This window comes from Crocosphaera sp. XPORK-15E, assembly GCF_034931425.1.
Lineage (GTDB): Bacteria > Cyanobacteriota > Cyanobacteriia > Cyanobacteriales > Microcystaceae > UHCC-0190.
On record NZ_JAYGHQ010000009.1, the window covers coordinates 241,977 to 266,482 of the forward strand.

Annotated in this window: 32 protein-coding genes and 1 tRNA gene; 15 read left to right on the top strand and 18 right to left on the bottom strand. The window is 38.9% G+C overall.

What is annotated here, in order from left to right:
- Nucleotides 1–141: 141 nt before the first annotated feature.
- From VB691_RS11870 to VB691_RS11880, 3 genes are all read right to left on the bottom strand, one after another.
- Entirely contained in the window at nucleotides 142–804 is a 663-nt protein-coding gene (locus VB691_RS11870; RefSeq protein ID WP_323291702.1) for a class I SAM-dependent methyltransferase, read from the bottom strand.
- Nucleotides 805–905: 101 nt separating this feature from the next.
- Nucleotides 906–1,124 (bottom strand): sulfur carrier protein ThiS, encoded by a 219-nt coding sequence (thiS, locus tag VB691_RS11875; RefSeq protein ID WP_323291703.1) that lies wholly within the window; start codon nucleotides 1,122–1,124, stop codon nucleotides 906–908.
- 3 nt (nucleotides 1,125–1,127) lie between these two features.
- Nucleotides 1,128–2,159, bottom strand: a complete 1,032-nt coding sequence (locus tag VB691_RS11880; protein ID WP_323291704.1) for a thiamine phosphate synthase — start codon at nucleotides 2,157–2,159, stop codon at nucleotides 1,128–1,130.
- A gap of 120 nt (nucleotides 2,160–2,279) precedes the next feature.
- Here VB691_RS11880 and VB691_RS11885 point away from each other — a divergent pair, with 120 nt between their 5' ends.
- On the top strand, nucleotides 2,280–2,540 hold the full coding sequence (locus VB691_RS11885; protein ID WP_323291705.1) for a DUF1778 domain-containing protein: 261 nt from the start codon (nucleotides 2,280–2,282) through the stop codon (nucleotides 2,538–2,540).
- Nucleotides 2,540–3,040 (top strand): GNAT family N-acetyltransferase, encoded by a 501-nt coding sequence (locus tag VB691_RS11890; RefSeq protein ID WP_323291706.1) that lies wholly within the window; start codon nucleotides 2,540–2,542, stop codon nucleotides 3,038–3,040. Before VB691_RS11885 ends, VB691_RS11890 begins: the two co-directional genes overlap by 1 nt.
- 44 nt (nucleotides 3,041–3,084) lie before the next feature.
- On the opposite strand, the gene VB691_RS11895 is transcribed toward VB691_RS11890, so the two are convergent.
- From VB691_RS11895 to VB691_RS11920, 6 genes are all read right to left on the bottom strand, one after another.
- Entirely contained in the window at nucleotides 3,085–3,876 is a 792-nt protein-coding gene (locus VB691_RS11895) for a type 1 glutamine amidotransferase (protein WP_323291707.1), read from the bottom strand.
- Between the two features lie 7 nt (nucleotides 3,877–3,883).
- Nucleotides 3,884–5,068 (bottom strand): LptF/LptG family permease, encoded by a 1,185-nt coding sequence (locus VB691_RS11900; RefSeq protein WP_323291708.1) that lies wholly within the window; start codon nucleotides 5,066–5,068, stop codon nucleotides 3,884–3,886.
- A gap of 13 nt (nucleotides 5,069–5,081) precedes the next feature.
- Nucleotides 5,082–5,810, bottom strand: coding sequence for an LPS export ABC transporter ATP-binding protein (gene lptB, locus VB691_RS11905; RefSeq protein WP_323291709.1), 729 nt, complete (start codon nucleotides 5,808–5,810; stop codon nucleotides 5,082–5,084).
- An 8-nt stretch (nucleotides 5,811–5,818) separates the two neighbouring features.
- Nucleotides 5,819–6,328: an LptA/OstA family protein gene (locus VB691_RS11910; protein WP_323291710.1), complete on the bottom strand. Its 510-nt coding sequence runs from the start codon at nucleotides 6,326–6,328 to the stop codon at nucleotides 5,819–5,821.
- A gap of 75 nt (nucleotides 6,329–6,403) precedes the next feature.
- Nucleotides 6,404–7,807: a sensor histidine kinase gene (locus tag VB691_RS11915; RefSeq protein ID WP_323291711.1), complete on the bottom strand. Its 1,404-nt coding sequence runs from the start codon at nucleotides 7,805–7,807 to the stop codon at nucleotides 6,404–6,406.
- A complete protein-coding gene (locus tag VB691_RS11920; protein WP_323291712.1) occupies nucleotides 7,798–8,469 on the bottom strand; it encodes a response regulator transcription factor in 672 nt (223 codons plus the stop codon). The genes VB691_RS11915 and VB691_RS11920 overlap by 10 nt, the downstream gene beginning before the upstream one ends.
- 251 nt (nucleotides 8,470–8,720) lie before the next feature.
- Here VB691_RS11920 and VB691_RS11925 point away from each other — a divergent pair, with 251 nt between their 5' ends.
- The 6 genes from VB691_RS11925 to VB691_RS11950 all read left to right on the top strand — a co-directional run bounded on the left by VB691_RS11925 (nucleotide 8,721) and on the right by VB691_RS11950 (nucleotide 14,211).
- Nucleotides 8,721–9,608 (top strand): formylglycine-generating enzyme family protein, encoded by an 888-nt coding sequence (locus VB691_RS11925; protein ID WP_323291713.1) that lies wholly within the window; start codon nucleotides 8,721–8,723, stop codon nucleotides 9,606–9,608.
- Between the two features lie 163 nt (nucleotides 9,609–9,771).
- A complete protein-coding gene (locus tag VB691_RS11930) occupies nucleotides 9,772–10,083 on the top strand; it encodes a DUF6679 family protein (protein ID WP_323291714.1) in 312 nt (103 codons plus the stop codon).
- A gap of 208 nt (nucleotides 10,084–10,291) precedes the next feature.
- The gene (locus VB691_RS11935) at nucleotides 10,292–10,900 is read left to right on the top strand and encodes a flavin reductase (RefSeq protein ID WP_323291715.1); all 609 of its coding nucleotides are present in this window, start codon (nucleotides 10,292–10,294) and stop codon (nucleotides 10,898–10,900) included.
- Between the two features lie 86 nt (nucleotides 10,901–10,986).
- Entirely contained in the window at nucleotides 10,987–12,162 is a 1,176-nt protein-coding gene (locus VB691_RS11940) for a M20 family metallopeptidase (protein ID WP_323291716.1), read from the top strand.
- Nucleotides 12,163–12,221: 59 nt separating this feature from the next.
- Entirely contained in the window at nucleotides 12,222–13,271 is a 1,050-nt protein-coding gene (locus VB691_RS11945) for a hypothetical protein (protein WP_323291717.1), read from the top strand.
- A gap of 82 nt (nucleotides 13,272–13,353) precedes the next feature.
- Nucleotides 13,354–14,211, top strand: coding sequence for an alpha-1,2-fucosyltransferase (locus VB691_RS11950; protein ID WP_323291718.1), 858 nt, complete (start codon nucleotides 13,354–13,356; stop codon nucleotides 14,209–14,211).
- 59 nt (nucleotides 14,212–14,270) lie between these two features.
- Here the strand turns inward: VB691_RS11950 and VB691_RS11955 are convergent, their stop codons facing one another.
- Both VB691_RS11955 and VB691_RS11960 read right to left on the bottom strand, forming a co-directional pair.
- Entirely contained in the window at nucleotides 14,271–15,377 is a 1,107-nt protein-coding gene (locus VB691_RS11955) for a glycosyltransferase family 61 protein (RefSeq protein ID WP_323291719.1), read from the bottom strand.
- Between the two features lie 64 nt (nucleotides 15,378–15,441).
- Nucleotides 15,442–16,227 carry a pentapeptide repeat-containing protein gene (locus VB691_RS11960; protein ID WP_323291720.1) on the bottom strand — a complete coding sequence of 262 codons (786 nt, stop codon included), beginning with the start codon at nucleotides 16,225–16,227 and terminating at the stop codon, nucleotides 15,442–15,444.
- A 135-nt stretch (nucleotides 16,228–16,362) separates the two neighbouring features.
- Here VB691_RS11960 and grxC point away from each other — a divergent pair, with 135 nt between their 5' ends.
- From grxC to VB691_RS11985, 5 genes are all read left to right on the top strand, one after another.
- Nucleotides 16,363–16,635, top strand: a complete 273-nt coding sequence (grxC, locus tag VB691_RS11965) for a glutaredoxin 3 (protein ID WP_323291721.1) — start codon at nucleotides 16,363–16,365, stop codon at nucleotides 16,633–16,635.
- Nucleotides 16,632–17,591 carry a glutathione synthase gene (gene gshB / locus VB691_RS11970; RefSeq protein WP_323291722.1) on the top strand — a complete coding sequence of 320 codons (960 nt, stop codon included), beginning with the start codon at nucleotides 16,632–16,634 and terminating at the stop codon, nucleotides 17,589–17,591. Before grxC ends, gshB begins: the two co-directional genes overlap by 4 nt.
- Before the next feature lie 21 nt (nucleotides 17,592–17,612).
- Nucleotides 17,613–17,918 carry a DUF2499 domain-containing protein gene (locus VB691_RS11975; protein WP_323291723.1) on the top strand — a complete coding sequence of 102 codons (306 nt, stop codon included), beginning with the start codon at nucleotides 17,613–17,615 and terminating at the stop codon, nucleotides 17,916–17,918.
- Nucleotides 17,919–17,933: 15 nt separating this feature from the next.
- On the top strand, nucleotides 17,934–18,248 hold the full coding sequence (locus VB691_RS11980; protein WP_323291724.1) for a DUF3593 domain-containing protein: 315 nt from the start codon (nucleotides 17,934–17,936) through the stop codon (nucleotides 18,246–18,248).
- A gap of 112 nt (nucleotides 18,249–18,360) precedes the next feature.
- Entirely contained in the window at nucleotides 18,361–19,419 is a 1,059-nt protein-coding gene (locus VB691_RS11985) for an isochorismatase (RefSeq protein WP_323291725.1), read from the top strand.
- Nucleotides 19,420–19,465: 46 nt separating this feature from the next.
- Here VB691_RS11985 and VB691_RS11990 read toward each other — a convergent pair whose 3' ends face one another.
- Nucleotides 19,466–19,696, bottom strand: coding sequence for a hypothetical protein (locus tag VB691_RS11990; protein WP_323291726.1), 231 nt, complete (start codon nucleotides 19,694–19,696; stop codon nucleotides 19,466–19,468).
- A 151-nt stretch (nucleotides 19,697–19,847) separates the two neighbouring features.
- Nucleotides 19,848–19,918, bottom strand: a tRNA-Gly gene (locus tag VB691_RS11995).
- A 120-nt stretch (nucleotides 19,919–20,038) separates the two neighbouring features.
- Here VB691_RS11995 and VB691_RS12000 point away from each other — a divergent pair.
- Both VB691_RS12000 and VB691_RS12005 read left to right on the top strand, forming a co-directional pair.
- Nucleotides 20,039–20,302 carry a type II toxin-antitoxin system Phd/YefM family antitoxin gene (locus VB691_RS12000; RefSeq protein WP_323291727.1) on the top strand — a complete coding sequence of 88 codons (264 nt, stop codon included), beginning with the start codon at nucleotides 20,039–20,041 and terminating at the stop codon, nucleotides 20,300–20,302.
- A complete protein-coding gene (locus VB691_RS12005) occupies nucleotides 20,299–20,631 on the top strand; it encodes a type II toxin-antitoxin system RelE/ParE family toxin (RefSeq protein ID WP_323291728.1) in 333 nt (110 codons plus the stop codon). Before VB691_RS12000 ends, VB691_RS12005 begins: the two co-directional genes overlap by 4 nt.
- Nucleotides 20,632–21,027: 396 nt before the next feature.
- Here VB691_RS12005 and VB691_RS12010 read toward each other — a convergent pair whose 3' ends face one another.
- The 5 genes from VB691_RS12010 to VB691_RS12030 all read right to left on the bottom strand — a co-directional run bounded on the left by VB691_RS12010 (nucleotide 21,028) and on the right by VB691_RS12030 (nucleotide 24,124).
- Nucleotides 21,028–22,176, bottom strand: a complete 1,149-nt coding sequence (locus tag VB691_RS12010; protein WP_323291729.1) for a transposase — start codon at nucleotides 22,174–22,176, stop codon at nucleotides 21,028–21,030.
- A 188-nt stretch (nucleotides 22,177–22,364) separates the two neighbouring features.
- Nucleotides 22,365–22,613: a hypothetical protein gene (locus tag VB691_RS12015; RefSeq protein WP_323291730.1), complete on the bottom strand. Its 249-nt coding sequence runs from the start codon at nucleotides 22,611–22,613 to the stop codon at nucleotides 22,365–22,367.
- Nucleotides 22,614–22,783: 170 nt separating this feature from the next.
- On the bottom strand, nucleotides 22,784–23,050 hold the full coding sequence (locus VB691_RS12020; RefSeq protein ID WP_323291731.1) for a BrnA antitoxin family protein: 267 nt from the start codon (nucleotides 23,048–23,050) through the stop codon (nucleotides 22,784–22,786).
- Complete coding sequence (locus VB691_RS12025; protein ID WP_323291732.1) at nucleotides 23,047–23,406, bottom strand: type II toxin-antitoxin system RelE/ParE family toxin; 360 nt, start codon at nucleotides 23,404–23,406, stop codon at nucleotides 23,047–23,049. Before VB691_RS12025 ends, VB691_RS12020 begins: the two co-directional genes overlap by 4 nt.
- Before the next feature lie 121 nt (nucleotides 23,407–23,527).
- The gene (locus tag VB691_RS12030) at nucleotides 23,528–24,124 is read right to left on the bottom strand and encodes a type IV pilin-like G/H family protein (protein WP_323291733.1); all 597 of its coding nucleotides are present in this window, start codon (nucleotides 24,122–24,124) and stop codon (nucleotides 23,528–23,530) included.
- Nucleotides 24,125–24,506: the final 382 nt, after the last annotated feature.

Consider the following 24,506-nt stretch of genomic DNA (forward strand, 5'->3'; position numbering starts at 1 on the left):
GAGTTCGTATCATTTCGATACGTCCCCCGTCAAAAGACGGGGGTTTTTTATGTTATATTAAATTTTTTTAGATATAAACCCCATTTACAACCAAATTCAGCGGAAAATAACAGCGATCGCTGATCAATAAAACCTGTTTTTTTATTTTTTTAAGGCTAAGGTTAACCCATCAGCAATAGGAACTAAACTAAGGTTAATTCTGGGATCTTGGTGCAGTTTTTCATTAAAAGCACGAATTTTTTGGGTTCGATTATCTTGTATCTCAGATTCAGCAACTTTTCCCCCCCACAATACATTATCAACGGCAATTAATCCCCCTTGTCTGACTAACCATAATGCCTTTTCGTAATAATTATCATAATTGCTTTTATCGGCATCAATAAAGGCAAAATCAAAGGTGTTACTTTGTCCTTCTGCTATCAGTTTATCTAAGGTTTCTAATGCGGGTGCTATGCGTAAATCAATTTTATTGGCGACTCCTGCTTTTTCCCAAAAATGTCGGGCAATTTTTGTCGTTTCTTCATCAACATCACAGGCAATTATTTGACCATCTGGCGGTAAAGCTAAGGCAACAACTAAGGCACTATAGCCTGTAAATACCCCAATATCTAAGGTTTTTTTTGCTCCCATTAATTGCACTAATAAAGCCATAAATTGTCCTTGCTCTGGGGCAATTTGCATCATGGACATGGGATGTTTTGCTGTTTCTTGTCGCAGTTGTTTAAGTATTTCTGATTCTCTCACAGAAACAGTCTTAAAATATTGGTATAAATTGGGTGCAAGTCCTAGAGTTTGATTTGCCATATTGCTCCATTAAAATGCTGATTACTGATTACTAATATATGGGCGGGTTAATTTAACATTATAGGTAATAATCATAATTTATTGTTAAAAACCCGCCCCTACTATCCCCCGCCAACAATGGTGACAATTTCTAAGCGATCGCCTGTTTTTAATTCGGTATTTTCCCAATATTGTCGATGTAAAATTTCTCCATTGTATTCGACAGCAACTAAACGAGGATTTAAACCCAAATTTACTAAAAATTGGGGCAAAATAGTTTGAGGGGAACAGGTTTCGGGTTTTCCATTGACTTGTAAACTGATGGTTTCTGTTGTATTCATATTCTAATTTATTGTGAGTTTAGTCAATAATTCTTGGGTGATTTTTTGGGGATCTTCTGCTTCCATAATGGCACGAACTACGGCTATTTGTTTGGCTCCTGCTGACATGACTTCATTAATATTAATTGTATCAATTCCCCCAATGGCAAACCAAGGAACCGGAGACTGTTTTGCTGCATAATTAACATAGTCTAATCCTGCGGGTTTTTTACCTGCTTTAGTCGGGGTTGCATACACAGGGCCGACCCCAATATAGTCTGCTCCTTCTGCGATCGCTTTAGCCATTTCTTGCTCATTTGTAGTAGAACGTCCGATAATTCTATTAGGCCCTAATATTTGTCTAGCTAAGGCAATGGGAATGTCTTGTTGTCCTAAATGTATCCCATCTGCTTTAACAGCTAGAGCGATATCAACCCGATCATTCATAATAAATAGGGCATCATATTGATGACATAATTCACAGAGTTGATGAGCCATTTCTAGGCGAATAATATCATTGGCATTTTTCTCCCTATATTGTACTAATTTTAAGCCTCCTTGTAAAGCAGATTCAACAATTTTTAATATATTTTCCGAGGGAGATGTTACCAGATATAAATTAGCATTTGTTAATTTTTGGTAACGATAGCATTGTAATAAATCACTTTCTAAGGTATAGACTTGATAGCGCATTTGTTTAAAGGTAATTCCCATGTTAGGGTCATAAAGTTTGCCATATTCTTCTAATACCCTTAAGGCTTCTTGAACCCGACATAAATTAGCTTGTAGTAGTTGATCAATACTGCTTCTTGTTTCCTCTTGGGGATGGGATAATTCGGTTCCTGGGTCATTAGGAGTATCTCTGGCCATGCGTAAATCTGAACTATGCCAATTAGCAATTTCTTGACGCATTTGCTTGCATTTTTCGGCGAGGTTACTATTTTCCAGACCAAAGCGACACCATTCTTCTATTATCCTTAATCCTTCCCTAGCGCGATCAAGGTTAGCATCTAAAATACGGGGAATTGATAAACTGGTATGATTTTTTTGAGTCATAATTATTTTACGACGGCTCCAGAGTTGACATACGGCAAATTGCCGTATAGTATGGAAGTTGTAATCCTTTAATAATATATATGGTTCGTCGATATGGCTAATGTGAATCATTCAAAACAAATGGCGAGACTTGAGGCTCGTATCACCCCAGAAACTAAAGCTCTCTTTCAGAAAGCTGCAAATCTGGAAGGGCGTACTTTGACAGATTTTGTTGTTGCAAGTGTTCAAGCAGAAGCTAGTCGAGTCATTCAGAAACACCAAACACTTAAGCTGAGTGTTGAGGATAGCGAAGCTTTTGTCGATGCACTCCTTAATCCTCCAAAGCCTAATGATTCTCTGAAATCAGCCGCTATACGCTATAAGCAAGTAATGTCAGATTGATGGTTGTAAGGATTGAGCCGCTTGATGCTCGTAAGCATATTCGTAAAGGGTTTTCCTGTGGAAAGGATAGCTTAGACAATTACATACGTCAGCAGGCATCTCAAGATCTCAAAAAGCGAGTTACAACTGTGTTCGTTTTATTTGATGAGCCTGATTTTAATATATTGGCATATTACACGCTCTCTTCATTCACTGTTGATATTACAGATCTAGACGAAGCTTTGGCAAAACGCCTGCCCCGTTACCCACGATTGCCAGCTACACTGTTGGGTCGTTTAGCTGTAGATTATAAACATAAGGGCAAGGGATTCGGGGAGTTGATGTTGGTGGATGCTCTTAAAAAGTCGCTGGATGTCTCTAAACAAGTGGCCTCTCTAGCTGTGATAGCTGAAGCTTTAGATGAGCAAGCCTTGAATTTCTATAAAAAGTATGGCTTTCAACAATTTAAGCAAAATCCTATGAAGCTATACTTTCCAATGAAATCTATTGAAGAACTATGAACGACAAAGACTTAAGCAATACCTCACCTCATTACTATGTCACCTTAAGCAGCCATTTCCAGGCGTTTTAACATAGCTGCTCTAGCTTGATAGGCTAAAGTATCATCTAGGGGACTTAAAGTAACTTCAGTGTGATATTTTTGTTGTAAAGCCCTTTTAATTAACCAATCAGCTAGAAAAGGATTTTTCGGCAATAATGGGCCATGGGAATAAGTAGCGATCGCCTGACGATAAAAAGCCCCTTCATAACCATCTTCCCCATTATTACCATAACCTTTAAGCACCTTTCCCAAAGGTTGAACATCCCCTAAGTAAGTCCGTCCCCCATGATTTTCAAACCCAATAATTAAAGGAGGTTTTCCTAACATTTGGGTTAAATCTTCAGCTAAGGGAGAAGCCGTAATTTCAAAGACCACATTACCAATACAACGGGAAGCGTCGGGGCCCGGATGTTTACTAACTAAATCTAATAATCCTAACCCATCAATGCGTTGTCCTAAAGCGGGTTCATAATAATGGCCCAATAATTGAGGAGAGCCACAAGTAAACACCCCTGGGGTTCCCTCATCCAATTTAGCCTTTAATGCTGCTGCTTTTGCCCCTTTTAAGTCCCGCATAACTAATTCTTGTTGACGATCTTGGGCCCCACCCCCGACAATTAAATCAACCTCAGAGAATTGAGAGACTTCCGCTTGTTGATCTAGAGGTTTAATTGTTACTGGAATACCACGCCATTGACAACGCCTTTGTATACAGATAACGTTACCGCGATCGCCATAGGTACTCATCAGATTAGGATAAAGCCAACCAATAATCAAGGTTTGGGTTTGGGACATAAACAGATTATCGTAAACTTGCTGATTGAACTAATAATAAACCACCTGCGCCCAATCCCAAAAGATTCGGCAACCAGGCCCCGAAAAATGGACTTAAAATACCCCAAATACCGAGGGAACTAGCCACGAAAGAGAGCAGATAATAGGCAAAAATCAGGCCAACACAAATCCCAAAACTGGTCGCTTTATTAGTATTTTGGGGTCTGACTCCAACAGCGGCCCCTACCAGGCCAAAAACTAAGCAAACAAATGGTAAAGCATACTTTTCTTGTAAACGCACTTGTACTTTTCGCACCCGTTTCTCATCGCCGCTTAATTTCATCGCTTGGAGATATTCTCTCGTTTCACTAATACTCATTTCTGTGAAATTTTGGCGACGATTTGCCAAATCTAAGGGGGCGCGAGGTAAGGCTAATTGTTGATGTTCAAAGCGTACAATATTACGATAGGAACCATCGGGAGCAATAATATAAACCGTCCCATTAAAAAAATCCCAGGTATTCGTTGAAAGATTCCAAGTAGCTGATTGGGCGGTGACAATTTGGTTAACATCTTCTTGGCTACGATCCAAAATAGTCAACCCTTCCATATTTTGCCCATTGTATTCTTCAGCATAAAATAGCCTGGTTAAGACAGATACATCTTGACCATCTTCATCTTGAATCGTTTTATATTCAGGATAAACAATATTACGTTCTTTAAAATCAGGACGTTCTTGATTAACTGCCCTTTCTAACGTAACAGCAGCTTCATGGGTAGCGGCCGGGGCCACCCAGTCATTAACCACAAAGGCAAATCCTGTCACCACTAAACTAAATAAAATTGCAGGAATCACCAAACGATAAACACTGATCCCTAAACTTCTGAGGGCAATAAGTTCACTATCACTAGATAAACGACTATAGGCCATCAAAGAAGCGAGTAACATTCCCATAGGAAAGGCCAGACTAATAAATCCTGGCATTTTTAATAAGAGAATTTTTAGGGCCACAGAAAGGAGAAGTCCTGACTCAGTAACACGACGTACCAGATCGAATAATGTCCCAATGGAAAGGCCCAGAGAGGTAAAAATCCCCATTCCAAACAAAAATGGTAAGAGGAGTTCGAGAAACAGGTAACGATCCATGATCGAGAGGCCAGGGATCTGGGATTTTAACTTGATTTTAACGGGGTTTGCTTGGCCGATATCCATAAGATGTGTGGGTTTAGAGTTGGAAGTTCTCCCCTAAATAATACTGTCGCACTAGGGAATTGTTATAAAGTTCTTCGGCACTACCTGCCGCTAAAATTTGACCATCCCGCATAATATAGGCGCGGTTGGTAATGGCCAGGGTTTCTCGCACATTGTGATCCGTGATTAAAATTCCCATTGAGCGATCGCGTAATTGAGCGATCATGGTTTGAATTTCTGAGACAGCAATGGGGTCAACTCCAGCAAAAGGTTCATCTAATAATAAGAAATCTGGCCCATCTTGGCCCACCGCTAAAGATCTGGCTAATTCTGTCCTGCGTCTTTCTCCCCCTGAGACTTGAGAGCCTTGGGTATGAGCGATTTTTTCCAGGCGAAACTCTCTTAAGAGATCACAGAGGCGTTGGGTTCGTTGTCGCAAGGGGACGTTAGTTTGTTCCAGGGCTAATTGAATATTTTCTAAGACACTCAAATGACGAAAAATGCTGGCCTGTTGAGTCATATAACCAATACCGAGGCGGGCCCTTCTATTTAGGGGTAAGCGGGTGACTTCTTTTTGGTTAAGCCAAACTTTGCCTTTATTGGGTTTGACGAGGCCAGTCGCAATATAAAAGGTTGTTGTTTTGCCGGCCCCATTAGGGCCGAGGAGTCCCACAATTTCACCAGGGGCAACTTTGATGTTAACTCGGTTGACAACTTGGCGTTTTCCGTAGGCTTTATGGATGTTTTCTAAAATGAGTGTCATAGTTTAGCTTAGAAGTCGGGGGTAGGCAAGGGAGTATCGAAGACAGGGGCAGGAGAAACGGGGGCGGGTTCTGGGGGCGCATTTTCCGCCTCGGTGACTAAGTATATTGATTCTACCTGTTGAGCAGATTCTGGGGTGGAAATAAAGCGTCCTTCATCAATTAAATAGGTCATGGTTTCGGCCCGCATACTATTTCCTTCTTGGAGGACATAAACGTTGCCTGTGAGAACTAAACGGCGTTCTCTGCTAAAATATTGGGCTTGGGCTGATGTTCCTTGAATATTACGGGAAGGATAGAATATTTGCACGTTTCCTCTGGCGGTGACGACTCCGGTTTCTGAATTAGCTTCTTGGATGTCGGAACGAACGGTTAGGGGACTATTGGGGGGTGGGGGTGCAGTTTGAGCCTGAGCCGTTTTAGGAATGGCTTTGAGGGTGGTTATACCAATGATGACGGCCAGGGTGCAGCCGATGGTTCCTAGGGTGCGTTGGATAATGGGTATGGGTATGGATAACATGGTTCTTGTTCTGTGATCAATTCAAACTTATTCTAATTCATTCTTTGAAAACAAGAGTGGAAATGCTATATATTATCATTGAACTGGCAAATAAACGGTGAAGGTTGTTATGTTATTGGTTTGACTTTGAACGGTAATCAATCCTTGATGTAAACGGGCGATTTCGTAAGCAATAGCTAAGCCTAATCCTGCCCCTCCAGTTTGTCGAGAACGAGCTTCTTCTACTCGATAAAATCGCTCAAAAAGATGGGGTAAGTATTGGGGAGAAATCCCTACTCCTGTATTACTAATAACGATGTTTACCCCTTGCTCTACTAAAGCTGTCTTTACCGTAATTATTCCCTGATTAGGGGTATATTTAATGGCATTGTCTAAGAGATTTAAAAACAGACTGGTTAAATAATCTGAATGACCATAAATAATTAAATCAAGCTCAATATTTTGAATGATTTCAATGTTTTTTTCTTCAGCTAAAGGAGCTAATTGTTCTACTAAAATCTCTAATAAGTTGCTTAAATTTACGGTTTGATTGGTTAAAGTTTCTTGTTCTAAACGAGTTAAAAATAATAAACCATTTGCTAAGCGAATTAAGCGATCAACTTCTTGATCTAGCTGTTGTAAAGTGTTAACATATTCTTCAGGAGTTCGGAGACGACTTAAGGTTACACCAATGCGTCCTTTTATTACTGTTAAGGGTGTACGAAGTTCATGGGAAGCATCAGCAATAAACCGTCTTTCATGATCTAAAGCTGCTTGTAATCGATCTAACATTCGGTCTAAAGTATTCGCTAATCTTCCAACTTCATCGAGAGAACCTTGATAGTTAATACGGCAAGTAATTTCATCCCTATTAATCGCTTCTGCGGTGCGAATAATGCGCTCAATGGGAATTAAAGCGCGATCAGCTAAAAATAATCCTCCGCAAGCAGCAATCATTAAAACTAGGGGAAAACTCAACAACATTAATATCAATAGATGGTCTAATGTTTTTGATACTGATTGCAAAGGTTGACCGATTTGTAACCAACCTTGAGTATTTAAAAGAGAGATTTCTAAATTATAAATTCGCCATAATTGATCCTTAATTTTAATATTAGTGTAGCCTATAGTTTTAGGGAGAAATTGTGGTAATAATTGATAGTGTCCAAACCCATCCCAAACATTACCATCTCTAGAAGTTAAACGCACCATAAAACCAGCTTCAGTTAGATTATGAATAACTGAATCAGATCCTAAAGTATGCTTAAGTTTAATTTTTCCTTTTTGCTCAACAAGAAGATTAAGGGTTTCTGAGGCTGTTACCTCTAAAGAAGTGTCCATTTGCCGAGAAAGATTATGTTTTAATAGACCATATAAATAAACACTAAACAACCCTAAAGTTACCCCTAATAACAAGATATACCAAGCAGTTAAACGAACCCTTAAGGTCATTTTATTAAAGCGAGTCCGCTGCTGATTAATGATTCTGATTAAGGGCATTTTAAACAATAACCGACTCCTCGTATAGTATGTAATAAAGGTGTGTCAAAATCTCGATCAATTTTTCGTCGTAAATATCCTACATAAACATCGACTACATTGGATTCACTATAAAAATCTAAATTCCAAACGTGTTCCCCAATTTGTGTCCGACTTAATACTTGATTTGCATTGCGTAATAAATATTCTAACAGTTTAAATTCTAAGGGACTCAACTCAATTAATTGGCTCCCCCGTCTCACTTCTCTTGTGGGTAAATCCATGGTTAAATCAGCTAACTGTAAAAGGGTATTAACTTGCAACGGGGGACGACGTTGTAAGGCCCGTAAACGGGCTAATAATTCAGAAAAAGCAAAGGGTTTTACTAAGTAGTCATCTGCCCCATAATCAAGGCCTTTAACCCGATCTTCAATCCGATCTCTAGCAGTTAGTAACAAAACAGGGGTTAAAATCCGTTGCTGACGAATTTCTTGAAGTAATTGTAATCCGTCAATTTTGGGCAGCATAATATCTAAAATAATGATGTCATACTCGGACATTTCTACATAATCTTTCCCTTCTTTCCCATCTTCAGCCACACTAACTATATAACCAATTTCTTTGAGTCCTTGACTAATAAATTGAGCAATTCCTGATTCATCTTCAATTAATAAAATTCGCATCTTTCTATTTTCCTTTTACCTGGTTATCGAGCGTAGTCGAGATCTGGTTATCGAATTTCGACTTCGCTCAATTGCCGCGAAGTCGAAATTCAATTGCCGCGTAGTCGAGATCTGGTTATCGAGCGTAGTCGAGATCTGGTTATCGAGCGTAGTCGAGATCTGCCTTTTGCCTGTTGCTCAACTGTGGTATTCTATCCTGAAAACTCCGATAAATAGAAAGCTTTTTACTAACCTTCTCATCACCGAATTTCATGACAACTACACTATCCTCCTATGAATTTGAGGTTGTCACAGTCAACCCCCAAGGCGAAATTATCCAACGCGATCGCCAAAAAACCCTTTATTTCCTGGAGCAATTAGAGCATGGTATCACCTTAGATATGGTAGCCATTCCTGGGGGAATCTTTTATATGGGTTCCCTCAAAACCGAGGAGGGTTGTTTTTCCTCCCAAACGCCCCAACATCTCGTTACTCTTAAACCTTTCTGGATCAGTAAATATCCTATCACCCAAGGACAATGGCAAACTGTAGCAAATTTCCCGACTGTTAAACAACCCTTAACCTCCCATCCGTCAAGTTTTGCTGGCCTTGATCATCCAGTAGAACAAGTATCTTGGTATGATGCTCTAGAATTTTGTGCCAGACTCTCCCAATATAGTAAGCGTTCTTATTATCTCCCCAGTGAGGCTCAATGGGAATATGCTTGTCGGGCTAATACTAACACCCCTTTTCATTTTGGCGAAACGATCACCACTGATTTAGCCAACTATTCAGGGATAGACTGGGAATATCAAGGGAAAATTTGTAGTCAGGGTTCTTATGGAAAAGGCCCTTTAGGAGAAGATAGACGTACAACAACCTCTGTGGGCTTTTTTGGGGTGGCCAATGGGTTTGGTTTATATGATATGTATGGTAATGTCCGAGAATGGTGCGAAGATGGTTGGCATCCTAATTATGAGAATGCCCCTGACAACGGAACCCCTTGGATCATAGCAGGGGATGAAACGAAACGGGTTGTTAGAGGAGGATCATGGAATAGCGGCCCCCGCAAATGTCGTTCCGCTTATCGGGATAAGTTTGATCCCTTTGCCTCTCTTTATGATATCGGCTTTCGGGTGGTTCATTATGGCGATCGCTAGTGAGATCAAACCTCTCTCATCGGGCAATTTTTCCTTCACCCCCAAGGAAGGAAGGGCCAAAACTGAAAAAATTCTCAAAAACAGCCTTCTTGACGTAGCATCTTGTGAATCTTTAATGTTAAGGTAAAGTCATAAACGAATGTTACCTGCGAAGGAGAGATCTATGCTACACCGCAAGATTTATCAACTCTGTACAGAAAACCGAGAGGTTTGTCTTTTCTTGCGGGATCAACAACGTTGGATCGAGGCAGCGACTATTGTTTCTTTGGAAGGGGACTTAGTTACCATTCGTTATGAAACCGAAGAAGACGACGAAATTAGTTCTTGGGAAGAAATGGTGAGACTTGAAAGTATTGGGGCAGTCAGTCAAAAGCTGGCCTCTGTTTCCCGATATAATTCTGATATTACTGTCTCTGATGATTGTCCCGAAGCAGAACAAATTCATCCCCGTTATCCTGAGTCAAACCAAGACTAAAGGGTTATAAAAGATGAAATTGCTTAAAAAAGACCCTTGTATTGGGGTGCCGGAATGATCCGGCCATTTTTTTGCCGAATTATTAAGAAGTCTAAAAAATTGAGAAAAATTGTAACTTTAGGCGGAAAATTTGGTTTTTTCAAGCTGATTTTATCTAGGATTGAGATAGCCTATATTTGGCCTCCGAAGCATTAGGGAGGTAGGGGTCATGTCTCCTATTACCAGCGATCGCCTAATTAATCTAGATCTTAACAAACCTTTATGGGATCGTTTCTTTTCTGTTGCGCCTTTGGTTATTATTGGGACGAAGGAAGCAGACGGCAGTTATGATCTTGCCCCGAAACATTTGGCCATGCCCTTCGGATGGGATAATTATTTTGGCTTTATCTGTACCCCTCGTCATGGCACTTATCAAAATATTCGCCGTGAAAAGGCTTTTACTGTCAGTTTTCCTCAACCTGATCAAGTTCTATTCGCTAGTTTAGCAGCCGCCCCCCGTTGTGACCATGATCACAAACCTAGCTTATCGGTTTTGCCGACTTTCCCTGCTTCAACCGTTGACGGAGTGTTACTACAGCAAGGTTATTTGTTCCTAGAATGCCAATTAGACCGTATCATAGACGGTTTTGGGGAAAATAGCTTAATTGTCGGAAAAATTGCAGCCGCGCAGGTACAAACAGCAGCTTTAAGACGTTGCGATCGAGATGACCAAGATATTTTACTCGATGTTCCTCTCTTAGTTTATCTCTCTCCTGGACGCTATACAACCATTAATCATAGCTTTTCCTTCCCCTTTCATGCCGGGTTTAAACGGTGAATAATTAATTAATAATTAATAGTTAATAATTATTAATTGATATTTGATAGTTAAGAGTTAATAGTTAATAGTTAATAGTTACAAAAATGTTAACATCTACCCTAAATTCCCAAATTTCTAAACGACTGTTAGACTATCTCCACAGTCGTCAAGGGGAAATGGTAGAACTTTTAAAACAGTTAGTTTTAGCCGAGTCTCCTTCAACGGTTCCCACTGCTCAAAAACAGGTCTTATCTTTACTTAAAAATGCCCTAGAAACCCGTAATTATCGGGTGCGTCTTATTCCTGGCAAAACTAACGGAGGACACCTCTTAGCAACTCCAAAACACCGCATTAAATCACAACCCCGACAACTTTTATTAGGTCATTGTGATACGGTTTGGCCCTTGGGAACCTTAAGAACTATGCCATTAATACAACAAAATGGCAAACTTTATGGCCCCGGTGTTTATGATATGAAAGGAGGATTAATACAAACTATTTTCGCCTTAGAAAGTCTTTTATACTGTGATTTTATACCAACTGTAACCCCTGTTTTTTTAATCAACTCCGATGAAGAAATAGGCAGTAAAGAGTCTACCCCTTATATTCGTAAATTAGTCCAAGGATGCGATCGCGTCTTTGTCATGGAACCCTCTTTAGGGGAAACGGGACAGTTAAAAACCCGTCGTAAAGGGGTGGGACGTTTTACGATCAAAGTCGTCGGAAAAGCGGCCCATGCAGGGTTAGAACCGGAAAAAGGCGCGAGTGCTATTTTAGAATTATCCTTTGTCATTCAACAATTATTTGCCCTCAATAACCCCGAAAAAGGCATTACCGTTAATGTGGGAACCATTGACGGGGGTATTCGTTCCAATGTGATCGCCCCTGAAAGTCAGGCCGTGGTTGATGTGCGGGTACTCCATCAAAAAGATGCCCAATTTATTGAGTCTCAAATACTCAGTTTACAACCCACCACCCCAGGCACACAATTAATCATTACAGGAGGTATCGGACGACCCCCGATGGAAAAAACCCCAGAAAGTGAAAAACTCTGGCAACAGGCTTATAATATGGCTTCTGAGTTGGGTTTAGACCTTACAGAAGCCACCGCAGGAGGGGGTTCGGATGGTAATACCACTAACCGTTATGCCCCCACATTAGACGGTTTAGGGGCAGTAGGAGACGCGGCCCATTCTCCTGGAGAGTTTATCTATGTTGATACTTTAGCAGAGCGATCAGCTTTGTTGGCCCGGTTGTTACTTGATCCTCCTTTGTTGTGATGATGTAGGGGCGAGCGGCCCTTCGCCCCTACCAAAACTATAAATTAGGCAGAAAAATCATGAATACTAACCTTTTCAACCCTCCTTATTTATATAGTTCTTTAACCCGTATTTCTGATCTCAAACTGCAACCATTTGATGTGGTTTCTTTGCCCAGAAAACAATGGGAAACGGGTGATTATGTAGTGGGGGAAGTCTTGTCCCCTGTGTCCCCCAATGCTACAGTAGAACTGACCAATGGACGCTTAGCAAGCTTATTACCAGGCGATCGCATTATTGGGGCTTTTGGCATCAGACGAGCGACTTTAGAAGCTGTGGGAGAATGGCAGTCTATTGAGGAAGATGGCCGCATGGACAATATGACTTGTGCGGGTTTGTTTGGTAAAGTTACCTCAAAGTCTTATTTATTACCGCCGATCACCTCCCTTCAATATCGGGGCCATGTAATACGAAATCACCACAAAGTTTGTATGAAAGATTTTGCGCCAGTTATTCGCAATATCCCTTATGAATGCCCCACCATCATGATTATTGGTACATCAATGTCAGCGGGAAAAACTACGGCGGCCCGGGTTATTATTCATCAATTAAAACAGTTAGGCTTAAAAGTTGTCGCCGCCAAATTAACAGGGGCCGGACGTTATCGAGATGTGCTATCAATGGGAGATGCTGGGGCTGATCGCATTTTTGATTTTGTGGATGTGGGTTTACCGTCTTCTGTTGCACCCCCCGAAGAATTTCGGATGTCAGTACGTCAATTATTGAGTATGATGGCAGTTGAAAACCCAGATGTAGCGGTTGTAGAAGCAGGGGCCTCTCCCTTGGAGCCTTATAATGGGTCTGTGGTCTTAGAAGAACTGAAAGATCAAATTTGTTTTACTGTATTATGTGCCTCAGATCCCTATGCAGTGGTAGGAGTTTGTCAGGGGTTTGGGTTTATGCCCGATCTGATTACAGGGATCGCCACTAGCACCTCATCAGGGGTAGAATTAGTGGAGAAACTAACAGGTATTAAAGCATTAACCCTATCAGAACCTAGTGCCTTACCGATCTTAACTCAATTGTTACAAGATAAGTTAGCCTTAAATCAACCTTGTTTGACTCTGTAGGGAAAATGTTGATCAAGCTAGACATCTAGGATTAAGATGATTATCAGTAATTGCTAGACGTTTAGTTCAAGAATCACCTAACATGATTTCATTTCCCACCCTTGGTTACAATGTTCGTTTAGGAAATAAAATGTTTCAGTATGCCTTTTTACGGAGTACGGCCAACCGCTTAGGGGTTAAATTTTATTGTCCATCTTGGCAAGGTGAGTTATTATTTACCCTGAATGATCAAGATGAGCGTGTTAGTCAACCGGAAGGTATTACTAAACATTATCGACAAGAATCTAATAATCCTGGATTTAGTGCTGACGCGCTAAATATAGAAGATAACACTGAGATTTTTGGGTATTTTCAATCAGAAAAATATTATCATAAATCGGAGTTAGTGCGTCAATGGTTTTCATTTCAACCCGAAAAAATTGCATCTATTCAAGATAAGTTTAAAGAGTTTGATTTTACCGATTCTGTGGGCATCCATTTACGGTTTGGGGATGTAGTAGGACAGTTAAAAAGACCACCAATGAGACGCGGTTATTATAAAAAAGCTCTCTCATACATTCCTAATAAAAATTCTATTGTCATTTTTTCTGATGAACCAGAACGAGCTAAACAATTATTAGAAGGGGTAGCTGATAATCCCTTTTTTGTCACGGGAAATCAAAACTATGAAGATTTATTTTTGATGACTCAATGTCGTCATTTTATCTGTTCCTATTCTACTTTTTCTTGGTGGGGAGCTTGGTTAGGAACTCAAGAAGATCGAGTAGTTATTTATCCCCAAGAAGGACAATATCGGCCTGGTTATGGCAATAAAGCGAAGGGAACTTCCTGTGAAAATTGGCAAGAGATTCCGAGTTTACGAGGCTTTTTCGATGATTATAGACTCGTTTCTCGACTAGAAAAAAGACTACCAAGGTTTATTAGCAAACTTTTTTATTAGGTCTGTAAAAAATGCTGCTTATGCAGCATTTTTTGTAAAAACAGACTTTAGCTTAATAGCTAGTTTAATGTTTCTAAATAGTTATAAATCCCTTGAAGATTAACAGAAAATCCATTTAGTTTTTGAGGAGAATTATACTCAGCAAAACAATAGTCATAACGATGGTCTAAAGCTTGACAAAGATAATAATAATGAGGTAAAACTTTGGGTTCTGCAAATAGTTCTAAGACATTAACTTGACGAGAAAATATCAGATTTGCTAAGCCAGCACCATGAGGCGCAATTACTGAATCAGCATCATAAAATAATTCAATTTGTTCTTCAACAGATAAGGTTTCTAAGCAATATTTTTTAAACCCATATTTTGCAATAATTTCTAACAATTTATCCTCATTGATAATTCGTCTATTCTTAGCTTTTTCTCTCGATATAAAAATACGATTTATTTTATTTCTTGGTCTTTTAGGTGCAATTTTTTTTAATAAGTATTCAAGATAAGGTTGAGGAAGATAACCTGCTCTGGGACGGGTCATAATACTGGGAAAAACAACCGTTTCTAACTCATAAATTTTCTGAGAATCAACCATACAAAGCTCAATATTTTTAGGCAATAGTTTTTGTAAAAAGAAATTTTCAATATTAGTAGGGGGACTAGATAATAATAACTTAATGGGTTGATTTTGATAGTCAGGCTGATCTAACAAATAAACCCTAGGTAGATAATCAATCAGTGAATGATAATAATTAGTAGGACGATTAATTGCCCGATAAATACTATAAGTACCAGATAATTTTTCAACTGGCTTAAGATATAAAGTTCTTAAGCTAAACTTTTCTAATTTTAATTCATACCCTAAATAACCAGCGGATTCTAAAATCAGTTTTCGGGAGGAAGTAAAAAGACAATTATAAGTCGAATAATACAGAATATTGTTGAGAGTTGCCGTATAAATAGGCGGCAGAGAATAAGCATCAATAAGGACAGGATCAGGAAGATGAACGGATGACATTTGCCTAATTTCTGGGGTAGGAATTCCTCCCAAATTTAAGGGGAATTGTTGAATTTGAGTTGTACAATCATTAATATGAACGATGTCAATTAAATGATTACGCAACCATTTTTGTCCTTGAATTTTCCAATTGTTTAAGGGGTTAAATTGTGCCATGCTTATCCTTTCTCTCCATCAAAAATCGTAGATTATATTTTTAAAATACTGGCTGACTTAACGGTTAAATACCGCCTTTCAGCAAAAATTGTAACATCAAACCCGCAACTCCCCTAACAATGCTGTCTAATTGTGGATTGCCACGATCCTTCTTTCTTGCTTCTTGAAATGCCTCAATATTTTTAACAAAATTCTCAGAGGTTTCTTTCCCTTGAATATCTTCCTGTTTCTCATACAATTCAGAAGCCATTTTCGCATTAAGAATCGCGCCTTCTTCATTCCCTAAACGTAATAAAGCATAGCCTCTCGCTAAATAAGCAGGGGCAAATTCAGGATTTAACATCAAAGCTTTATTATGATTTTCAATGGCTTCTCGATAATTCCCTTCTTTCGTTTCAATTAATCCCCATCCATAAAATAATTCAGGGGTTGCCGCATTATTAGCAATGCCTTTTGCTCCTTGTACATAAGCTTGCTGTAAATTGGTTCCCATTAGGTTAGCATTGGTTAAATAAGCTTCCCGTAAATCTGTTCCATTAAAGATGGCACTGCTTAAATTGGCCCCCGTTAAATTCGCCCCATATAAAGACGCTCCACTTAAATTTGCTCCCCGAAGATCAGCCCCCGCTAAATTGGCCTGAGAAAGATTTGCTCCTGCTAAATTAGCACCGATCAAAGATGCTCCTGAAAGATCTGCCATCACTAAACCTGAACCACTTAAATCACATAATTGACATTGTTTTGTAGACAATAACTGATTAAGATGGTTGAAATTTTCCGCTTGTACGGGAAAGGATAAACCCACCGCAGTTAATAAACTGGTTAAACTCAGACAAGTAATTTTCATCATGGCTTTTAATAAGAAGATATTCTTGAGACAGCATACGTTCGCTTATATTATGGCTGATCAAATTGACTTTTAAGGTGACAATGGACGGTGGGAAAAGAGTACAATTAATAGAAACTTTAACACTTGAGCCAAAAAATGACACCTAACGTTGAAATTTATACTTGGAGTACCTGTCCTTTCTGTATTCGGGCCAAAGCACTATTAGTCAAAAAAGGGGTTGAATTTACAGAATATTGTATTGATGGAGACGACGAAGCGCGAGAAGTGATGGCAGAAAGAGCAAAGGGCCGTCGTAGTCTACCACAAATTTTTATCAACGATCAGCATATTGGTGGCTGTGATGACATATATTCTCTAGAATCCCAGGGTAAACTAGATCCGTTATTACAAACATCGGTGGCCGGATGAAATTAGCCTTTATTATTGATCCTTTAGCCAAACTTGATCCAGGCCATGACAGCAGTGTGGCCATGATGGAAGCGGCCCAAGCTTTGGGCCATGAAGTTTGGGTGACAGAAGTTCATCAACTCAGCGTCATTAACGGGAAAGGGTGGGGCCTGTTATCTCAAATACAACTAACCCCCGTTGAATTGCAGGATGGACGCTGGGTTAGTTCCCCTCATTGGTATAACGTTTCTGAGGCGGTTTTAAGGTGTCTAGAAGACATGGACGCGGTGTTTATGAGGAAAGACCCACCCGTGACTATTCGTTACCTCTATGCCACTTATATCCTCGAATTAATTGATCCTGAAAAAACTTTGGTGATTAATTCTCCTCAAGGGTTACGGGAAGCAAATGAGAAGATGTACACTTTACAATTTTACTCGGTGATGCCGGAAACGGTGGTGAGTCAAGATAAGGCAATTATTCGGCGATTTGTTGAGGAGAAAAAACAGGCTGTTTTGAAACCTTTGGGGGGTAAAGCAGGGGAAGGAATTTTGTTTTTAGAACCTAGCGATCGCAATTTTAATTCTATTATTGAAGTGAGTACCCACCAGGGCCAAGAACCTGTGATGATTCAGGAATTTCTGCCAGCAGCTAAGGACGGCGATAAACGGATTATTCTCTTAGATGGTGAACCTATTGGGGCTGTAAATAGAGTGCCAACGGGTCAGGAATTTAGAGGAAATATGGCAGTAGGGGGACGGGTTGAAAAAACAGAAATTACCCCCAGAGAGCAGGAAATTTGTGCGATTGTTGGCCCTAGATTACGGCAAAATGGTTTATATTTTGTGGGTATTGATGTCATTGGTGGTTACTTAACTGAGGTGAATGTTACCAGTCCAACGGGAATTAGAGAAATTGATCGTCTTGATGGCACAAATCTTGGTAAAAAAGTGATTGAATGGTTAGAATCTCGATAGTTAATTATTAGTTAATGGCTTATGAATGCTCTCTCAATTCCAACCTGGATGGTTCATGTTTCTAGTGTCATTGAATGGACAGTTGCTATTTGGTTTGTCTGGACTTTTGCTGAAGTTAGTGATAAGTTTTATTGGCGATCGCTTTCTTGGGGAATGTTACCTGCTTTAATTAGTGCTATGTGTGCTTGTACTTGGCATTTTTTTGATAATGCTGAATCTTTGACTTGGTTGGTAACAGTTCAAGCAGCAATGACAGTCATAGGAAATTGTACCCTTTGTTTGGCTGCTTGGTGGATTTTTCGGTCTTCTCGTCAAAATATTTCTTGATTTTAGGCGTTAATTATGTTCTCTAAAGATACATTATTTGCTGTTTCTTTATTTCCCTATCTTGGTTTTTTATGGTTTCTTACCCGTTGTCAAGAAACCCCTAAATTAGCATTAATTGGTTTCTATGTTTTATTAGTGTTTGTTGGGGTAACAATTCCAGCAGGAATTTATGCTAGAATTCATTACGGGGAAGCATTAGCTAATATTGATTGGTTACATGGTAGCGCAGAATCTTGGCTTAGTATCTCTAATATTTTAGTTGTTTTAGGGTTTCGTCAGGGAATTATTGAATATCAGAAAAAACAAGAAAAAACTAAAGTTGATGATTAGTTAATACTTGATTATTTTAATAGTATAGTAGGGTGGGTTAGGTGGCAAAAAATCAAAATATAAACCGTTTAATTTTCTATCCACCGTAACCCACCAAGTTTTATTTATCAAGATGAATCAATTAGATGTTCCTTCATTTTTCGCTCCTCAAAACGTTGATAAAGTTTGGCGAGTTCCTTATCAAACAAGAGCTATTGAAGCTAAACAGTGGGCAAAACATCATAATATCAAACCCTCAGCAGAAGATAAAACTAAAATAATCCTCTTAATTATTGATGCACAAAATACCTTTTGCCTTCCTGATTTTGAGTTATTTGTAGCAGGAAAATCAGGCAATGGAGCAATAAAAGATAATATTAGATTATGTGAGTTTATTTATCATAATTTAGGGATCATTACCACCATTGCACCAACAATGGACACCCACACAGCAATGCAAATTTTTCACCCAATTTTTTGGGTTAATGATGCAGGAGAAAATCCTCAACCTGCTGTTACCATGATTCATCTAGAAGATATTCAACAAGGTATCTGGAAAGTGAATCCAACAATTGCTAATAATCTAAATATTAAGTACGAAACTTTACAGAAATATACTCAATTTTATGTTAAAAAGCTAACAGAGGACGGAAAATTTCCCTTAACGATATGGCCCTATCATTCTATGTTAGGAGGTATCGGACACGCCTTAGTTTCATCCGTAGAAGAAGCCCTATTTTTTCATAATATAGCCCGTCATAGTCAAACTCATTTTGAACTCAAAGGAAATAACCCCTTAACCGAAAATTATTCTGTCTTAAGTCCTGAAGTTTTAACCAATGAACAAGGAGAAATCATTGCTCACAAAAATACTCGATTTTTGCAACAATTACTAAATTTTGATATCATTATAATTGCGGGGCAAGCCAAAAGTCACTGTGTTGCTTGGACAGTAGATGATTTACTCAAAGAAATACAAATCAAAGACCCAAAGTTAGCCCAAAAAGTTTATTTATTGGAAGATTGTACTTCTCCCGTTGTCATTCCTAATATTGTTGATTTTACCCCTCAAGCAGAGGCCGCATTTCAACGGTTTGCAGAGGCCGGAATGCACTTAGTCACATCAACTAACCCCATAGAAACTTGGGACAGAATTACAGAGGTTTTAGGAGCGCAAAATTTGCGCCCCTAAATTACTGTTAAATTCACATCACACCCTACTACTGACCAGAAAAGCTTTAATCGTTCCACTCTCCTCTCGGTGGGAGGGGAGGGTTACGGCGAAATGTGCGGGTCAAATCATCATCTCTGTCACCCTCACCTTGTAGCCATTGTTTAATGGCCGTTTCTATAATACGACTGGGATCGTTTGTCAGATGCTTAAGCTGTTCTAAGACATCTGCATCGAGGTGAATCGATATTTCTACCTTATCAGCAGTACGCTGACTAGACACCGCATTCTCGTTCATAGGTTTCTTTAGAATATTCCATTCTCCATTGTACAGGTAAGTGAAATTTGCTACATCCTACCTGCTTAACATTTTTTGATGATTTGATAAATTAAGTTAATGCTAAGGCTTTGAGATTACGCAAACCCTTAGACTTACCAGACATTGAGGAAGCGGGTGAGGGGAATCGAACCCCTATCATTAGCTTGGAAGGCTAAGGTTTTACCACTAAACTACACCCGCGTTTTTTTTTCACTTATACTAGGCTAACACAACTTCCAAAAATTGAAAAGGGTTTTGTCAGATTTTTTTATAAAATCATAGGTGATACAATATAACTGTACATTTTAACGTACATTTACTATGACCAAGTATCTACCCATCACAGAAGCCAGACAAAAGTTCTTAGAATTAGCCGATGAAATCATGGATGAACCTATCATAATTACCAAACACGGTAAACCTGTGATGGCGGCAATGAGTTACGAGCAATTTGAGTCTCTCCAAGAAACTATCAGTATCCTTTCTGATGCTACCTTTGCACGACAATTACAAGAGAGTATTGCTCAAGCAGAGAAGGGAGAAACTATCAGTTGGGAAGATGCTAAAACGCAACTTGGATTATGACTCAGGAACAAGAATATAGCATTCGTTTGACCCCATTAGCATTAGAGATGCTCTCAGAAATTAAAGATCAGCGACATCTCCAAAAACTCAGGGAGCGAATTGAAAAGCTCAAATCTAATCCAGAACAACAAGGCAAAGCTTTAACCGATAACCTAAAAGGTTATCGAAGTATTAGAGCAGTCGGTCAAAGATATCGGATTATTTATCAGGTGAAGCCAAAGGATATTTTAATTTTAATTGTGGGAGTTGGATTGAGAAAAGCAGGAAGTTCTCAAGATATTTATGCCAGAATAGACAAACTTTTAGATTCTTCAACAATTGACAATTGACAATGGACAATTGACAATTGACAATTACCTCTACCTAAAAGGTAGAGGATTGAAAATAAGGAAAAATTTTTTAATTTCTCCCCTTAAAAGAGGAGGTTTTAAACCAAATTAACCAATTGTCAATTGTCAATTGTCAATTGTCCATTGATAATCAAGCCAATAATATTCTTTTTAGTCAAGCTGTTGCTATCTCCCATTTATATAGCTTTAGCTTGTCCATGACTTTTTGATTGGGTTTAGGACGTTTTGCTTCTGTTGAACCTCCACTGCCTAAAGGCGAGTGGATTCTTTTTTCACAGGCTCGACACTAGACATTTCTGCCCCCGCTAGAACGCCTCCAAAAGCAACTTAAAGCTTCGGCTTCGCTCAGCTTTAACACCGAGCGTAGTCGAGGTGTTAAGTCACGGACGTACCGGCCGCAACAAGATTTAAACCTCTATCCCTTATTATCATTGAAGCAGCAATGTCTCTATCAATTTCAAATCTACATTCATTACAATGATGGACTCTTTCACTTAACTCTTTTTTACCTGTATGTGTTCCACAATTAGGGCATATTTGAGATGTGTAGTTTTTATCAACTTTGGCAAAGTAAGTATCGGTTTGACTACAAACATATTCTAAGATAGTAAAAAAGTTACCTAATCCCATATCTAAAGATTGTTTGCGGAATAAACCTTTACTCCAAGAGATGAAATTGATATCTTCTACAAATATCATTCCCACATCTTTACAGAGTTGATGAGCTAGTTTGAAGTGATAGTTTTTACGTCTGTTTGCTACTGCTTCATGTAATAACGCTATACGATGTTGTAGTTTTTTCCAGTTGTTAGAACCTAACATTTTCTTTTTAAGCTTTCTTTGTAGTAATTTAATCTTACGCAGTGCTTTATCTAGAAACTTAGGCCTTGGAATAACTAAACCATCGGAGGTTGACAACATACTAAGAATGCCTACATCTATTCCTACAGCATGACTGTGAGGAGTAGGTTGAGGAACATTAACATCGAGTTCAATCATTAAATTCGCATAATATCCAGATGCTTTTTTAATGATTTGAATTTGCTTAATCTTAAATCCTTCTGGTATCTCTCTAGATTTAATTACTTTTACTTTTTTAAGTAAAGGCATTTCAATATGATTTTCTTCTAGAGAAATTTTTCCTAAAATATTAAAAGATTTCATACTCTTTTTATATCTAGGAAGTCCCATGTTTTTACTTCTCATGTCGTTAAATGCTCTATCTAATTTTCTTAGAGTTTGCTGCATTGCTTGAGCATTACCTGATTTTAGAAAAGCATTATTTTTCTTGGCTAAAGTTAATTTAGCTGATTGATTATGATAGTTAGGGGATTCAAAAGGTTTTACAATATATTCACTATGGAGTGAACACATATTTATCTTACAACTACGAGAGTTATACCAAAGTTTTCTCTCATACAAAGCATGATTCCAAACAGATTTACAAACAGTTAAATTATGTTCAATTATTTCTATTTGCTGTTTAGTTGGTTTTAGTTTATAGTTGTAAGTGAGATTAAGCATTTCGACCTTTGCTATGTTGCCTTTTTATATTAACGTATCGTTTTATTAAATGCCAAGTGATTTTGTAAAACACACAAAACTTAATATAAAGCCGCCCTAAAACGCGATGCACTGCTTGCCCTGAGCCAAGCCGAAGGGAGCGATGCCGAAGTGGCGGGGTTTTAAACCCAAACATTCGATAAAAATAATCATTCCTCTTTATAAAGTTTGTGTCCAGCAGGTCTAAAACTATCAATAATTTCTTTGAATTCTTCCCATTGTTGCTCTCTTGCTTTAGCTTCTTCTTCTGTAATTTTTTCGGCTTCAGTTTCTTCTATCCATTTTTTTAGACGTTCCATTAGTGGTTGATTTTTGTTTAATTGTTCTGAAGGTATTTGTCCGTAATGTTGCATATAGGGAGCAAATATTCCTTGAGGATTCTGACTTGATTTTGTCATTGCATTCCTTGAGCATTTTTCAAATTTTTGACTTCACATAATACAGTCTAACACACACAACAAAAAAAAATAAAAACAGGTGGAAACTTAAACACTAACCACCTGTTATTATTAAGATTAAGCAAGAATTACGGATGAGGAGAAATCTTACTTGACTTCTTCAGTTAGCTTTAATGTGTTTTCTTTTGTTGAGCATTAACATAAGAACGAAGAACATTATTAATCAGGATTTGATAGCCTTGTCCCTGATTTTTAAACCATTCTAAAATATCCTCATCTAAGGAAATTGCTAATATTTTTTTTTCTCGTTCTTCTAATTGCAAAAACTCACTAAGTTCCATTTCTGCCTGGAGTTGGGCAGTTTTTTGGGCGATTTCGGCTTGGCGTTCCTCAGAAAACTGCTCAGTCAGTTGGGAAAATTTATGGTGTCCACTCATAGTAAGCCCTCCTTTTCAATCTCTTCTAGATAAATGTCATATAACCTGTCAGCAATGGGAATGTATTTCTGGTAGAATCGGTCATCTCCCGTTTTATCTCCCCCAATAAGCAAGATGGCTGTCCGTCTTGGGTCGAAAACATAAAAAATCCTTAAAGGTTTTCCGCCACTTTGCACCCGCAACTCTCGCATTTGAGAATGTTTAGACCCCACAATCCCTGAAGAGTAAGGAAATGGAAGATTAGAACCCTTGTCTGACAAAAGGTTGACCACAACCACAATATTGTTCTGCTCTTTCTCGCTGAGTGCGTCCCACCATTTACCAAATTCGTTTGTGTATTCAATTTCCCATGTCATATCTGAATTATATTACTTCTCCCCCCTAAAAAACCACTAAAAAAAATAAAAACAGGTGGAAACATTAACACTAACCACCTGTCGATATTTAGATTAAGCAAAGGTTGCCTAGGTCTTAAACTTACTTGACTTCTTCTACACCAGTAGCAGCGCACCCAACGACTATACCGTCACCGACAACACCAGATGTAGTCGCCGCTATACCAGCAGCACCAGTTGCTAACACATATTGAGCAGGTTTATCTGTAGAGCGACAGACAACAGTTGCGAATGAGCGATTGATCTGATCGTAGCTTACGGCTCCGGCATAGTCCCTGGTTCCATTCTTACCATTAGCAATAGCGGCATCAGTAGCACTAGGAACTCCTGCAGCAGCGACTGGATCTTGACTACCCTGAGCGAATTGAACACCATTTGCTTCAATAGCAATAACGTAGTATTTTTCATTACCGATAGGTACTTCAACTTCATCTGTAGAGGTAGCAAATGCTGACTTTTCAGTGAAGAAACCTTGTTGAGCGCGATTTAATGCACCGATAGTAGTCTTAGCTTCAGACTCACGAGCTTTACCAACTTGTCCTAAGAGGTTAGGTAAGGCGATCGCTGCTAATACACCGATAATAATTACAACGACTAAAAGTTCAATTAAAGTGAAACCTTTGTTTCCTTTTTTGTTAGCGAGAGATTTGATGAGGTTAGCTTTAAATGTGTTATTCATTGGTTTAGTTCCTGTTTAGTAGAGGTTAGTGTTTTTTTGCTTCTAGATAAAACATACCCACATCGATCAGATTTCATATCACTTTGGAAAAACTTTTTTTTTAACAGTATGGTCAAAGATGGCAGAATGCGGTTTAGGAGTGGGTTTTATCCCCCCTAACCCTCCTTTTATGGAAGGGGGGAGTTTGGAGATTTTTTCGTTAGGGTGTTCACAACCCACATATATATAAGATCAATGGGTTCGGCGGGGATGAACTCATAACATATAAGTTATCGGAAAATTGGGTTTAAAACCCCGCCACTTCGGCATCGCTTCCTTCGACTTGGCTCCCTTCGGCTTGGCTCCCTTCGGCTTGGCTCCCTTCGGCTTGGCTCCCTTCGGC